The sequence below is a fragment of the Paenibacillus sp. A3M_27_13 genome (genome assembly GCF_024213315.1).
GTDB lineage: Bacteria > Bacillota > Bacilli > Paenibacillales > Paenibacillaceae > Paenibacillus > Paenibacillus polymyxa_B.
In genome coordinates this window covers 1,301,140-1,315,719 of record NZ_JANAVE010000001.1, presented here as the reverse complement: position 1 = coordinate 1,315,719, position 14,580 = coordinate 1,301,140, and the positions used below count along the sequence as shown (strand labels likewise).

Here is a 14,580-nt window from a genome sequence, read left to right as displayed (position 1 = left end):
TGCTAGGAATGGAAAGTATGAGGCTGTCAGTATTAGAGAGAGGTACAATTTTGTTGATGCTCAGATCGGCACGAGAGGACGTTTCCAGTATAAACTGGAAACGTTTTTTTTTTTGCTGTTGTACAAGATAGAGCTGATCAGCATTTGAATAGACGGGAAGCTGGCTCGCGCTTAACCGATCTCTAGGGAGGCTTAAAAAGTCGCTGGAGGAGTTCTTGCCTGATACAGGCCATTCATGAATATCAAATGTTAATAAATTGCTCATTTCATCGTAGACTGGGATGGCACTTCTTCGTCCATACCGTCGCACAAAATAGATTTCTGTTTATATATTAGAAGAGCAGATCGATTTATAGATTTTTGCAGAATCCTCAGGTAAAATGGCTTGTAATAAAGCTGAGGAGGAATGGGCATCATGGCAGAGCATTTAGCAGATATCTTGAAGTTGTTGAAGCAAAAAGAGTGGGTGGATTTGTCCCACGCTTTTTATCCTGAAATCCCTCATTTTCCAGTATTCGATAATGTTCAGGTGGATACCCTGTTTACCCACAATGATGGCTTTTTTGTAAAACAATACTGCTTTCCCGGTCAGTATGGGACTCATATTGATGCACCCGTTCATTTTGTGAAGGGCAAACGTTACTTGCATGAGCTTTCGTTGAAGGAGCTGGTTTTGCCGCTAGTTGTCATTGACCGTTCAGCAGCCGTTGCAGCCAATTCTGACTATGAACTTACGGTTGCGGATATTTTGGACTTTGAGAAAGAGCATGGACGCATTGCTGATCAGTCCTTTGTCGCTTTTCGCAGTGATTGGAGCAAACGTTGGCCTGATTCAGATGCCTTCTCGAACAAGGACGACGCCGGAGATGCACACTGCCCGGGCTGGTCGCTGGAGGCGCTGCGCTTTTTGGTAGAAGAACGGAATGTGGCTGCCATTGGGCATGAAACGCTAGATACCGATTCCTCTGTAGCTTATCGCAAAGCTGGCAAGCTGGTAGGGGAATATTACATATTGGAGCAGGATCGGTATCAAGTTGAAGTGCTGACGAATTTGGATAAGCTGCCCCCGGCGGGTGCGGTCATATATAATATCGTTCCGAGCATTCAAGATTCCCCCGGATTTCCGGTGCGCTCCTTTGCTATTTTGCCTTAATCATACAGTATCCAGTCATTTGAAAACGATTATATAATCTAAAAGACCGATTCAGATATCGACATCTGAATCGGTCTTTTCTAGCTTATACGGGGTAATGTACAGCGTGAATGACCGTTCAGTCCAACTTGAATCAAAAATATGAAAAGTGTTAAGTGATAATAGTGACGGTAGGCGCAGAGATGGTAGGCTGAGTCGCGATAATGGAAGTTGTGCCGCTAAAATCTGTTATTTCTATAACAACTGGGACACCTGGTGTAATATCTATGGAGGCAATGACCAGACTTGCTGTGGTGAGGGTGAATAAGGAGCTCTGCTGAATAACTCCGTTAATATAAAAATTAGAAGAATCAGTAGCCGTTAATGTCGGTAAAGCAACAACTGGAGCATCGGCGTCATCTACAAAGCTTGCAGCAGGAACGGTTGTTTCTGTTGCTCCGATCATTCCAGCTGTAATCGTTGCAAAAAAGCGAGTCGTGGCTGGGGCTACGGTCGTGGCTATGGCGCCACCCGTTGATACGGGAGCAGTAGCTACTGCTGTAAACACAGGTTTTATGATTGGCATAGTTCTCATCTCCTTTCTTTACTGGTAATGAGCCATTTGCATTCGCTGGCTCTTAATCAATAAATGATTGTTCAACCTATTCGGAAACGGCATATTAACCTTTCTATTAATAATAGGGTAAATGGAGAAGGCCCTATTTTGCTACAAATATAGATGGAAGCGAATACTTGGAATCTGAAGGTTACAAATGCCTAAAACCCTAAAGGGGGATGTGCATACACTACATAAATAAGCATGTGAGAAGGAGGTGTATACGGCTGGTATGAGGAGACGCGATTCATCACTAAGGAGGCTAGGAAAGAGGACCGTACATTACAAGATCAACAAACGTAAAAAGTGTAAAACAAGTTATTCATTCAAAGGTAGAACAAAAACGGGGTTCCATGCCAAAAAGCATCCAAAGCTAATCATGCAACGGAGGTGCAGAAATACTCCTAGCAAGCGGAGGAGGAGCATGAGCCAGACGGGAAAGCGAGCTGCACCGGGTTCGGCAGGAGCACAAGGCATTCCCGGTTTGACAGGGGTACAAGGTATTCCAGGTTTAGCAGGAGCCCAAGGTATATCGGGAACTGCGGGAACACCGGGAGTCCAAGGAATACCAGGAATACAGGGTCCAGCAGGAACGCGGGGAGCGCCAGGTCCGGCTGGAGTCCAAGGAAGTCCAGGTGCAACAGGAGTACCCGGCCCTACTGGAGCGCAGGGCATAGCTGGTCCTACTGGAGCCCGAGGTATAACAGGGCCAACCGGCCCGGCAGCTGACATTTCAAATATTGAAATTGTTCCTACGGCTGAGCGGTATTTTTATCTTGCACCTGCTACAATTGAATCTTCAATCACGATTATGGCGGATCAATTTTCTGTAGATGGTGTGCAGGAGGCCTTTAAGCGTTTTAATGTCGGAAGCAACAGCTATGCCAATCTATACATTAATGGAATGATACAAGAAAGCACATTGTACAGCCTGACACCTTTATCGCTGACGATTCGCCTTAACGAAGGAGAGGCAATTCTCTCCGGCACACCTATTATTGTGGAAATTGTCCAATTTAGTGTGCGATCCAGTGGATGATACTGTTTGCGGTGAGGCAACCCAGAGGCAGATACAGCTGTTTCTTGGGGCAACGAGCCTTTGCGCCCGACACGCCAAAGCTGAAGATCGGCTTTGGGGCCTTGGTCATGGATGGCTTGTACGACTTTTTGCAGCGGGGAAATGTACTCGTCGCTCCATATCCAAGACTGCCTGAGTCTTTTCCCTGCTGGGTGACTGCATGCACCTCAAGCATAATTAGTCCCACCTATCCTAGCGCCCGTTTTATTCGGTTACATATCTTTTTTATATGAATAAAATGGGATGATGCACGTATTATTTAGGGTATTTATGATTAATCGCTTATAAAACATGGTTTTTAGGTTTAATTCAATATATTTCAAATGAAAGTATGAAGACAGAATGAGCCTGCATAAATATAATTTGCATTTTAGTTAGTTATCACTTACTATAAGCTTATGAATAAGAAAACACATGTAGACAGCAAAAAGAAAGATATTCTGCAGGCAGCAATGTGCTTATTTGCAACCAAAGGAATTGACGGCATTTCAGTCAAAGAAATTGGAGAGGCTGCCGGTGTGACGGATGCCGCGATTTATAAGCATTTTAAGAGTAAAGATGCGATGGCCTTGGAAGTATTCGGGCAGTATTGTAATAGCTACACCACATTAATTGACTTCTATCGCAAGCAGAGTGGGAACTTCGTTAGTCGTTTCCATCAACTGGTGGATGAAGTGCTGAATATGCATGATGAGGACCAGTATGGTTTGCTTCTACTATCACAGCATCATGAGCTGTATGTTGAAGCAAGCCAGAGCCAGAATGTGCGTCAGCCGCTGGAGGCGTTGACTGAATTCATCGAACAGGGGATTCAACAAGGTGAACTGCCGAAGCAGGATGCTCTGCTATCCGGTGTGCTCATCATTGGAGCCATTACACGCTTGTCCGTCTCCAGCCTGGAAGGTGAACTTCCACAGCAGTTGGTTCCATTTGCAGCAGAGGTCAAACAACGTTTAACTGCTTTATTAAGTAAAGGTCAGTAGTGACCTTTTCTTTTTAAATATAAAGTTAGTGTCTTCTAACTAAAATCATAATATGAAGGTAGGAAGTGGTTTATATGTCTAAAAAAATATTGGTGATTCAAGGGAATCCGGTCGCTGGCAGTTATGGGGAAGCGCTGGCTCAATCCTATGTAAAAGGAGCGAAGGCTGCAGGGGCGGAGGTTCGTTTGTTGCAGCTGTCCGCGTTGGATTTTAATCCAAATCTATTAGGTGGATATCGTAATAAATTACCGCTGGAACCTGATTTGATCCAAGCACAGGAGTCGATTAAATGGGCAGAACACCTCGTTTTTGTCTTTCCGATCTGGTGGGGCAGCTTGCCTGCATTAATGAAAGGATTCATTGACCGTATCTTTATGCCGGGATTTGCGTTTAAGTATCAAAAAGGAAAACCCCTGCCTGACAAGCTTCTAAAAGGAAGAACGGCCCGCCTCATTACAACGATGGACGGTCCGCATTGGTACTACCGATTTTTCCAGGGACAGCCTGGACATCGGATGATGAAGGATTCCACGCTGCATCTATGCGGTGTCAAACCGGTGCATTCTACTGTGATTGATCTCATGAATAAATTATCGGATCAGCAGCGCAACGATTGGCTGAGCAAGGTGGAGCAGCTGGGGCGAAATATGAGCTAGGTTTTCACCTGCCTGCCCCAAATTCATTGGCCTACAGGTAAATCATGGTGGTATCTGATCATAATTGACCTGCGAAAAGGAAAAAGACCACAATGGGAGCAACTGACTCGCATTGTGGTGTTCGGGATAGCTCATGTTTTGAAATCAACGTTATATAAATATCGATGCAACGATTAAAATAAATCCGATCGCTAGACCGGCAGGGCCCCAATAATGCATAGGGATAAAAAACAGACTGTGCTGGGTTCCCATTCGATAGCGTTGCCCCGTTTCCATATCAACTAGCACTTTGTCCGAGTCGGCGTTAAGCGCTTTTCCCAAGTACCAGATAATAACCCCCGACACAATGAACACAAAAGCCATCGGTAGCCGGGAATCTATGGAGTCAAGCCCTAGAGCGGATACTAAACTCCCGACTATAACAAATAAAATCCCTGGAACAACGATGTTTAAAATACCAAAACCCTTCCAAACAATCACATGAAATCTTCCTTCCTGAGTTCAAATCCAACATATGTATTTATCGGTTAAAAGAGAGATTTAGTTTACAAAATGCCCCATTCGATGGGGAATTTACAATGTATAAAACTGGATAGAAGGCGTCAAGAAGGGGAGGAAAACATGTACACACGTGGAGTGTAATCCTGGAGGTTTGCAGGTATCACAAAAAAAAGCCGTTTCTCCACATCTTCATAGCCCAGCATAATCTGGCCTGAAGGAGGAAAATCGGCTTTTTCAATAAGTGAAGTGAAGCCCTGTGCCTATTCGGCGGTTGCTTTCGCTTGTTCCGCTACAAAAATAACAGGTTTCATAATCCGGCTCAGCATATCCTGCTTCGGACGATTCCAGGTAACCCAGTCGTCCAGCAGCAGACCGCCTGTGTCGCCGCTATTCGGATTCAGGGACCAGTACGTAAAGTACAGGTTGTTGGCACCAATATAGTCTACGAGTGCATTTTGCCATTTCCCCTCAGTAGTAGACAAATCAACATTACGACCGCCGAATTCACCGACCAGCACCGGAGCTATGTTTTGCTTGCTGATGTAGCCCCAGGTTTGATCCCAGATCGCTGGCAGGTTGGACGGGAAGGCCGGGTCGTTGAACCATGGCTGCGAAGACACACCAGGGCCGTAATCATGAGGAGAATATACGACACGATTCGGTACGTCCAGAACGACAGGATAGTTGGCTACACCTGTCAGGTTGCCACCCCACCAGTATTGGCTATTGTTGCCTTGTACATTGTGGTCTACACCTTCTACGAGAATCAGCCAATTCGGATTCACGGACAGAATCGCATTCCCTGCACGTTGTGCCGCCAGACGCCAGTCTGTGGAGGCATTGCCTGTGCCCCAGCTTGCTTGACCGTGTGGCTCATTGTGTAAATCCGCACCAATGACGGTAGGGTTGTTTTTATAACGATCAGCCAACATTTTCCAGTCGCTAATCCAGCGAGACTCAGGGTACTGGGATGTGTACCACAGCTCGGATTGCCCACCTGAGCTTGGACGGTGACGGTCAAGGATAATCTGAATACCGCGTTGTCCAGCTTTTTCGATCAGCTTGTCCATAATTTGAATCGGAGTTAATCCGACCAGGTCAGGGTTTTTGTGATAATCAATACTGTCTGGACGGGAACTGGAATCGAATAACTGATTGCTGTAAGGCAGACGAATCAGATTGTAGCCTTCTTTCTTCACCTGATCCAGCATGTCGTCCATTGAGCGGCTCCACAGTCCATGCAAGGTGTAATTAGGGGTTTCCAGACCGAACCAGTTCAGGCCGTTAAATGCCGCTTCTTTCCCGGATTCGTCTACAATCTTGTTTCCTTGGGTGTGATAATATCCTTTCACACTGGCTGCATCTACTGAAGCGGGAGTATAGCCATACAGTGTGAAGCCCATTACGAGGGAGGTAATGATGAAAAATGTTTTTTTCAGTCCTTTTTTCTTCATAATTCTGCTTCCTCCTTTATTTAAAAGAAATTGTAACCGATTACATTCTCATTTTATGTTCAAATCTTCCATCAAACAAGTTCATAAAATTCGTATATTTCTAAGATTTCGTTCGAATTCAATAGATTCGTAACAACGGATGGTTAAGCTAAGTGTCCAGCATTTGTGGGGGCGGTTGTATATGAGGTGGAGGGCACGCTCTAACTCCTCATTTATTATATTTTCCTGCTGTAAAAGAAGGTATATAATAAAGTGAAATTCACTTTACATACAGGTTGCAGAATTATATTTGAAAATTAATACGCCTGACATGCAGAAAAAGAAAGGAGGGTAATTATGGTAACAACGATGAAGGAAGTTGCAGAACGTGCCGGAGTGTCGAAGAGTACAGTTTCGCAGTTTCTGCAAAAGAGATACAACTATATGAGTGAAAACACCAAGAAGAAGATCGAGCAAGCGATTGAGGATCTCAGTTATATACCTAATGAGGTGGCACGTAGTCTCAAGCAGAAGAAGACCTTCATTGTGGGGGTTATTTCTTCAACCATTTTATCGAGATTTACAACAGAAGTCGTGCGTGCAATTGAAGATGAATGCCAACTGGAAAATGTCCAGGTCATTGTCTGCAATACCGATGATGATTCGCTCAAAGAGAAAAAGTATGTCCAGTCGATGATTGCTCGGCAAGTGGATGGACTTATCATTTTCCCGACGGAAGAGAACAAGAAATTATATGTTTCCCTTGTCAAAAATGGCTATCCTTTCGTGTTTGTGGACCGAAAAATCGATGAAATCAGCGTAGACACAGTGCTGTTGAATAATGAAAAGGCCAGCGAGCTTGCGGTTGAAGCACTCATTGAGCATGGTCATAACAACATTGGAATTATCACGTTCCCCTTAGGCAAAAAAGCGATCACCACACGAAGTGAGCGGCTGTCAGGTTATCGAAATACGTTGGGCAAACATGACATACCAGTGAATGAAAACTATATCAAAAGCGGCAGGTTGGATGAAATGCCTAATCTGATTGGACAACTATTCCATATGGAGCATCCGCCCACCGCAATCATTGCTACGAATGACATGATTTTGGAGCAGGTGCTGATTTATGCAAAAAATAATCATCTGACCATACCTAATGATTTTTCCTTGATTGGCATAGATGATGTATCCTTTGCATCTTTTTATAATCCGCCGATCACAACCGTTTCCCAGCCGAGTTTTGAAATGGGGAAAAGAAGTGCCAGGCTACTGCTGGAGAAAATTGATCAAAAAAAACAGGATCATGAGGAGCTGTCAGAAATCATCCGAATGAATCCGGTCATTAACCACAGAGAATCTGTCCAAAAACTGAACTGAATGATTGAATATGTCCTTTTCATCTTTTTGAAAACGTTTTTATAAATTCTATTGTAAAAAGAAAATAAAGAGCTATAATGATCTTATGATTCGAGTCATGAATACCCTTTCATTTATGTATGTCCTGATTTTAGTAATGATTGCGATTGAAGAGAGGGGAGGAATGAAGCTTAACGAATAATGTATGGAGTGAGTTGTGAATTAATTCACAAAAAATGATTCTGCTTCTTTTTACATTCCCGAGAGGGAAATTTTTTTCGAGTATTACTAAATCGATTTAGTAAGAATGGAAAATAAATAAAAGAAAGTCGGAGATCACTATGGAAATGTTTATGAGCATTATCAGGGAGCCATCCATCATTATCGCGATTGTGACATTACTCGGCCTTATATTCCAGAGGAAGAAAGTATCAGAGATCATTACGGGAACTACCCTTTCTTTTATGGGTTTCACCATGATCAAGGTCGGCGGCGGAATTTTAGGTGGCGTTCTCACTAACTTCAGCCAAATTTTTTCTTATGCCTTCAACCTTAAAGGTGTCGTACCAAGCAATGAAGCCATTATGGCACTGACCATTGATCAGATCGGGGCGGATGCTGCACTCATTCTGCTCTTTTCCATGATCCTTAACATCGTGCTTGCACGCCTGACCAAGTTCAAGTACATTTATTTGTCTCTTCACTTGATTTTGTTCATGAGCTTTGCCGCTACAGCCGTTATGAAAGGTCTGGGTCTCAGTTCGCTAACTACGATTATCGTCGGTTCTTTGGTAATTGGGAGCTATATGGCGGTGTTTCCTTACCTACTCCGGAATGCCAGCAAAAACATTATTAAATCGGATGAATATACGATTGCTCATGCTTCCATGACCTCTTACATTCTAGGTACCTATTTAGGGAAAGTTTTTGGCAACCGTGAAAATGACACCGAAAATGTAAAAATTAATGACCGCATCAGTTTTTTGCGCGACCCCAATGTTGCAACGACCTTGACGATGCTTGTGCTTTTACTGGTATCTGGACTGGTTGCTGGTTCTGATTATGTCAGCAAATTATCTGATGGCAAAGAATATATCGTCTTCATCCTCGAACAGTCAGCTATTTTTGCTGCCGGCTTGTATATCGCAAAAGCAGGTGTTAAGCTGTTCACAACTGAAATTGTACCCGCTTTCAAAGGTTTCTCCCAAGTGTTCGCACCTGGAGCAATCCCTGGTGTGGATGTTCTGGTACTGTTCGACAAATCACCCAATTCCGCGTTGGTAGGCTTCTTGGTCAGCTTCTTCACAGGCGTTGCCTGCGTCTTTCTTTTCCCGTTTATCGGATTGCCTGTCATTGTGCCAGGGATCATGGCCTGCTTCCTCGCTGGTGGTGCAGCCGCGATATTCGGCAATTCCAGCGGTGGTTTCAGAGGAGCTGTTATTTCCAGTTGTCTTAATGGATTCTTGCTCTGTCTGCTGCCGGCTCTCACCTTGCCGCTCTTTTCTTTTTTGGGTGCCGAAGGGGTAACGTTCGCCGATCCCGACTTTACTACTCTTTCTGGAGTACTTTGGCTTATTTTTCGCTGGTTTTAAACTAAATCGATTTATGAGTTTTTCCAAAATAACTTATCTAAATCATTTGTGCCTTAAAAAGAGGAGGAATTATCCATGTTTTTTAACGATCAAGATATTCAAATTGATATCGTTGACAGTAATACCACCCGGAAAGTGCTGGCCCACAGTGACCAGCTTATGTATGTCAAAGTGATGTTTGCTAAAGCCCAAACAGGGGAGATCCTGTTGCATAAGCATGTCCATGAACAAGTCACTTATGTAATAAAGGGAAGCTTTAAGTTCATGATCGATAATGGCGAAACAAAGGAAGTGCAGACTGTCAAAGAAGGAGACAGCATCCATTTTCCATCCGATACTCTTCATGGCTGTATCCCACTGGAGGATGGCGGTATTCTGCTAGATGCATTTACACCAGCACGTGCAGATTTTCTGTAAATTCCCCTTTCAAAATACGGTTTATCTACCCCGATATCTGGAGGAATTTACGATGCCTTTCAGCGGCAGACAACAGAGGCGAATGAATGCCTTCTGACCATGTTATGTCCGATACATTTCTTTTTATCTTTTTTTAGAAGAAGACCTGCAAGTATGTTATATTTAACAAACGGCAATCGTGATGAACAGTAATATAGTGATTTTTAGAAAAGGATGAGATGATTTTGGAAAACAACGAAACTCAGCAAGAATTTGCAGATGTATATGAGCAGCTTAAAGTAGCTGCAAACCGAACCTCCGATTGGAAAACACGCCTAGCCGCGGTAAATGATCTGGGTGCATGGAAGAACCAGCAGACGATTGACTTGCTGACACACCGTTTGAATAATGATACGGTATATGCCGTTCAGGAAGCCGCTTACCGCAGACTTCAGGAATGGGGCGAGAATGTACAGCCGCCTGTGCGCAAAGAGGGTGAGCTTGTTAAGGGCCTGACGAAGATTCTGGTGCGGATTAAAAAAAGCTTACCAGCCGACCATACCTATAACGATTTTCGCGAGAAGCTGCACAAGATGAGAGTCGATATTTATGACATCTATGAAGGTGACAAGGGTGCTGAATTTGATCAGTGGCTGGAGCAAAAATGGGCTTCGTTATCCACAAGATAATGTCTGAACCCTGTAATTGAATGTATTTTTAAGGATTGTTGCTGGTGATACAGACAGAGCCTTAACAAGGATAAGGGATTATCTTTGTTAAGGTTTTTTATCTTGTTCTCCTTAAGAATCATGTCCTTTATCTTTATGCCACTGTATATATACTTCGGCAATATGGTACGGGATCGGATTATTTTAGTGTGTACATGGGAGGGACTAACATGAGCAAGGCGAGGCTGTGTTTTATCGGGGCGGGCTTTCACGCTTCAACGAATATATATCCTGCTGTCATTGGGGCAGGTGCTGAAATTCAGGCGATTGCGACTAGAGATCTAAGCAGATCGAAGACAGCACTTCAGCAGTTTGGAAGCAGCGGCACACCTTATGACAATTACAAGGCTATGCTGGAGCAGGAAGACTGTGATGGAGTTGTCGTGATTGCACAAGCGGCAGATCATCCTTCGCTCGTACTGGACTGCATTAAGGCTGGAAAACATGTTTTTGTAGACAAGCCACTGGGCTGGAATGCCGAGGAAGCAGCCCAAATTGCAGATGCGGCAGAAGCAGCGGGTGTCGTACTGATGGTCGGTTTCATGAAGCGCTACGCGCCTGTATACATAAAATTAAAAGAATTGATTGAGGGTGGCTCGCTTGGGACCGCACGCTCATTTCAGGCAAAATTTCTCGTGGACAGTACCCTGTTTTGTAAAACCGGCGAAGATTTCATGAAGCTAGCGGCGGTTCATATGGTCGATCTGGTACGTTATTTGTTCGGAGAAGTGGCGCAGGTTACCGGATTTGCGAACGATAACGGCGAGTGTATTTCCCATACGATTGCCCTGAAATTTGAAAATGGTGTAGTGGGTAGCCTATACTTCGCAGGTATGACAGCATGGACACGCGAGAGTGAAGGGTTTACGGTAACCTTTGATCATGGTTTTGCGAACGCGGATGAGGTGAATACACTGATCATTCACAAGTCGGAGAGTCATACAGAGCTTCCTTGGAAATCCCTTGCGGAAAACGATACGGTTCTGACACCGTCAGCCTCCGCGATGTCGGGCGGATACCGTGATTTGTACTTGCGCGGTTTTGTTGGTGAAATCGCACATTTCATGAACTGCTGCCAAGAAGGACGGACGCCTGGTTCAAGTGGACGGGATAACGTGAAAACGATGGAGCTGTGCGACCGCATTTTGGCTGCGCTCCAATAGGATACCCATTTCATATACAAGTTTCGGAGCCTGGACGGTACCTTAGTTTGGGTGATTTGAAAGAAGCTTCGGTGTAACTGGTCAGTAGATGGCTCCTGCATTTGTCGGGAGTCATTTTTTTCGTTTACCCTACGACCTTTCTATTTCATAGCATTCCTGCCCATTTTGATTAATCTCTGCTGAAAATATGCCAACAAAGACGAACGATGCGATAGAATAGGAAAAGGAAAGCGTTATCATCACCCATTTTTCTGCGATGGTTCAGGGGGAGAAGGCTTATGCGTTCAAGGTCAAGGTTTCAGCCATTAAACACATTACGTAATCAGATTTTTATCGGATTTATACTGGTGATGCTCATTATGATGAGTGTGGCGGGGGCGTTCATTTATCTCAATGTGTCTCACCTGTTAAAAGACAGTGCCGAGCGGCATATTGGTCAGACTGCGGTACAAGCAAGCGGTAGGCTGGATGCATTAATCGGCCAGATGGATAGCTTGACGGAGCAGGTCGCGAATCACCCGTCTGTTCAGCATATTCTGCTGGAGGAGCGCAACGGGGTCAAGGTGAATTTCGGACAGCGTCAATCACTACTGCAAGTGATGCATAGCTATCAGGCATATATGCCGAGTGTCGGCTCACTGGAGCTGTATACCGCCGAAGGAAAGATGTTGTTTCCGATTAGAGAGGGCAGTCTGGAGGAACGTATTGGACAGGCAGACATCCGGGAAGCGAATCAGATGAAAGGAAGACTGGTCTGGATCGGCATTGATCCCGAAGACTCCCGGTCACTGCTGGCAATTCGGCAGGTGAGCCTGGTGGATCGCTGGTTCTCGCGCGGAGGGTACCTGATTACCCGTATGGAGCGAAGCTATTTTGGACTGAATGGTGCGTCAGCGGTCAATGAGGAAGCGGATGAAACTATGCTGCTTGTAGATCGACAAGGCCAGCTGCTGTCGGGTGAACCAATGAACCAGACGGATTTGTCAGGTGTACTGCATAGCAAGACACAGACGGTTCATATTGGGGAGCGGGAATATGTGAAGGCAGTTCAGCAGTCGGAGCGGACGGGCTGGTCGCTGCTGATCCTGATTCCGGTTAGCGTCGTCACAGACGGAATTACGGTTTTACGGACTACACTTATCATTTCCGCGTCTCTTGGTGCCGTGCTATTCCTGTTCATGTCCTTTATGTTGTCTACGTTGATTACAAGACCGATAGGTCACTTGATTCAGGCGATGCGTCGTTCACGGGAAGGGGCATTGGCACTGAATCCAGAACCGGCAGCAGCGGTCGAGCTGCGAGAATTAAATGCAGAGTACAACACAATGATTGTCGATATTAATGAATTGATCCGTGTTATTTGCGAGAAGGAGGTTTTACAAAGCCAAACCGAGCTTAAAGCTCTGCAGGCGCAGATCAATCCGCATTTTCTTTTTAATACGCTGGATGCTTTCAACTGGTCGCTACAGGAGAAGGGAGAGGAGGAGCTTGCCGGGCTGATGGTGTCCATGTCGCGGCTGTTTCGTTATGTTATCGAACCTGCTCACCATGACTCTTGGGTGACACTCGGGGAAGAAATGGCGCAAATCCGTCGTTATCTGGAACTGATGGAGATGCGTCTGGGTGAACGTCTGAGCTGGCAAATTCATATGCCTTCGGAGGCAGCCAGAATTCCGCTTCCTAAACTGCTGATCCAGCCTATTCTAGAGAATGCCATTTTGCATGGTGTCGAAAATCGCATCGGCAACGGCCGTGTTGAAATTAGTGTCACTCCTTCGACCAGATCGGGTTGGACCAAGATCGCGGTCATAGATAACGGACCTGGAATGACACTGGAAGAACTTGCAGCTGTGCGTACAGCGTTGATGGGGGGAGCAGCCTGCCAGAGCAAGGGAACCGGTATGGGACTAGTGAATGTGCAGCGCAGGCTTGCTCTTTATTATGACAGCGCATCTTATTCAACGGATGGTGTGCTGATACATAGTGCTGAGCAGGAAGGAACAGTGGTCGCTTTTGAAATTCCTGATGAATATGGAGGGCGGTAGGAATGAGTGTTTCATCCAAAACCATTGTCATTGTAGACGATGAACAGCGAACACGTCAGGGGATACACCAGACACTGGAGCAATGGGCCGCCGGGAAATACCGGATTGTAACATTCGATAATGGTTTGGAAGCATTAAATATACTGCGAGCGGAGACAGTTCATCTGTTGATTACGGATGTCCGGTTGCCGGAATTCAGTGGGCTGGATTTAATCCGCTCTCTGGAACGGGATTCACGACGACCAACGATCATTGTCATCTCGGGTTATGCGGAGTTTGATTATGTCCAGCAGGCTCTTCGTCTGGGAGCCGTCAATTATTTGCTCAAACCGATTGATAAGCAGGAGCTGCTGAATGCGGTCAATGAAGCGCTTCGGCTGGAAGAGGAGCGGCAGCGGTACGAGAAGCTGGACAAGCTGGCTGACCCTGTTCTGCTAGAGCTTGATCTCCAGGCAACTACTCTTAGTGATCCGGTACGACGTGCCTTCACCTATATGGCGGAGCATCTTCACGAATCCATTACGATGGCGCAGACTGCCGCGCATTCACACCTGAATGCCAGCTATTTTAGTGTTTTATTCAAGGAGCAAAGTGGTTTGTCCTTCAGCGAATATCTGCATCGGCTACGGATCCAACGGGCTAAGGAGTTGCTGCTGCATACTCAGTTAACGATTGCCCAAATCGGCGAGCGATCAGGCTACCGAACAGATAAATATTTTATTAAAGTATTCAAAGCGACCGAGGGGGTAAGTCCCAGCCGCTACAGGCAGCAGATGCGTACAGGGCCGGAGAATATCGACTGACGTATAGGCAGATCAAACCCAATAAAAGTGGAATTATACCCAATGAGCGTACCCTGTTGGAAGCAGGAATGGAGTGCTAAACTTACAAATGATAA

At 45.3% G+C, this 14,580-nt stretch carries 14 protein-coding genes; 11 read left to right on the top strand and 3 right to left on the bottom strand.

What is annotated here, in order from left to right; translation table 11 throughout:
• Positions 1-415 precede the first annotated feature (415 nt).
• Positions 416-1,153: a cyclase family protein gene (locus tag NLX82_RS05855; protein ID WP_254347607.1), complete on the top strand. Its 738-nt coding sequence runs from the start codon at positions 416-418 to the stop codon at positions 1,151-1,153.
• A gap of 151 nt (positions 1,154-1,304) precedes the next feature.
• Here the strand turns inward: NLX82_RS05855 and NLX82_RS05850 are convergent, their stop codons facing one another.
• On the bottom strand, positions 1,305-1,718 hold the full coding sequence (locus tag NLX82_RS05850) for a DUF4183 domain-containing protein (RefSeq protein ID WP_254347606.1): 414 nt from the start codon (positions 1,716-1,718) through the stop codon (positions 1,305-1,307).
• Positions 1,719-2,172: 454 nt separating this feature from the next.
• Here NLX82_RS05850 and NLX82_RS27525 point away from each other — a divergent pair, with 454 nt between their 5' ends.
• From NLX82_RS27525 to NLX82_RS05835, 3 genes are all read left to right on the top strand, one after another.
• Positions 2,173-2,787, top strand: coding sequence for a DUF4183 domain-containing protein (locus NLX82_RS27525; protein WP_302055727.1), 615 nt, complete (start codon positions 2,173-2,175; stop codon positions 2,785-2,787).
• A 437-nt stretch (positions 2,788-3,224) separates the two neighbouring features.
• A complete protein-coding gene (locus tag NLX82_RS05840) occupies positions 3,225-3,809 on the top strand; it encodes a TetR/AcrR family transcriptional regulator (protein ID WP_025723259.1) in 585 nt (194 codons plus the stop codon).
• A 74-nt stretch (positions 3,810-3,883) separates the two neighbouring features.
• Positions 3,884-4,465, top strand: a complete 582-nt coding sequence (locus NLX82_RS05835) for an NAD(P)H-dependent oxidoreductase (RefSeq protein ID WP_254347605.1) — start codon at positions 3,884-3,886, stop codon at positions 4,463-4,465.
• Between the two features lie 150 nt (positions 4,466-4,615).
• Here the strand turns inward: NLX82_RS05835 and NLX82_RS05830 are convergent, their stop codons facing one another.
• A complete protein-coding gene (locus NLX82_RS05830; RefSeq protein ID WP_023989791.1) occupies positions 4,616-4,945 on the bottom strand; it encodes a hypothetical protein in 330 nt (109 codons plus the stop codon).
• A 281-nt stretch (positions 4,946-5,226) separates the two neighbouring features.
• A complete protein-coding gene (locus NLX82_RS05825; RefSeq protein ID WP_028542203.1) occupies positions 5,227-6,420 on the bottom strand; it encodes a glycoside hydrolase family 5 protein in 1,194 nt (397 codons plus the stop codon).
• Positions 6,421-6,756: 336 nt separating this feature from the next.
• Between NLX82_RS05825 and NLX82_RS05820 the strand changes: the two genes are divergently transcribed.
• The 7 genes from NLX82_RS05820 to NLX82_RS05790 all read left to right on the top strand — a co-directional run bounded on the left by NLX82_RS05820 (position 6,757) and on the right by NLX82_RS05790 (position 14,485).
• Positions 6,757-7,779: a substrate-binding domain-containing protein gene (locus NLX82_RS05820; RefSeq protein WP_254347604.1), complete on the top strand. Its 1,023-nt coding sequence runs from the start codon at positions 6,757-6,759 to the stop codon at positions 7,777-7,779.
• Between the two features lie 320 nt (positions 7,780-8,099).
• Entirely contained in the window at positions 8,100-9,350 is a 1,251-nt protein-coding gene (locus tag NLX82_RS05815; RefSeq protein ID WP_023989788.1) for a PTS ascorbate transporter subunit IIC, read from the top strand.
• A 75-nt stretch (positions 9,351-9,425) separates the two neighbouring features.
• The gene (locus NLX82_RS05810) at positions 9,426-9,767 is read left to right on the top strand and encodes a cupin domain-containing protein (RefSeq protein ID WP_023989787.1); all 342 of its coding nucleotides are present in this window, start codon (positions 9,426-9,428) and stop codon (positions 9,765-9,767) included.
• 224 nt (positions 9,768-9,991) lie between these two features.
• Complete coding sequence (locus NLX82_RS05805; RefSeq protein ID WP_028542207.1) at positions 9,992-10,435, top strand: HEAT repeat domain-containing protein; 444 nt, start codon at positions 9,992-9,994, stop codon at positions 10,433-10,435.
• A gap of 209 nt (positions 10,436-10,644) precedes the next feature.
• Positions 10,645-11,637: a Gfo/Idh/MocA family protein gene (locus NLX82_RS05800; RefSeq protein WP_254347603.1), complete on the top strand. Its 993-nt coding sequence runs from the start codon at positions 10,645-10,647 to the stop codon at positions 11,635-11,637.
• Between the two features lie 278 nt (positions 11,638-11,915).
• Positions 11,916-13,682, top strand: coding sequence for a cache domain-containing sensor histidine kinase (locus tag NLX82_RS05795; protein WP_254347602.1), 1,767 nt, complete (start codon positions 11,916-11,918; stop codon positions 13,680-13,682).
• 2 nt (positions 13,683-13,684) lie between these two features.
• Positions 13,685-14,485: a response regulator gene (locus NLX82_RS05790; RefSeq protein WP_254347601.1), complete on the top strand. Its 801-nt coding sequence runs from the start codon at positions 13,685-13,687 to the stop codon at positions 14,483-14,485.
• Positions 14,486-14,580: the final 95 nt, after the last annotated feature.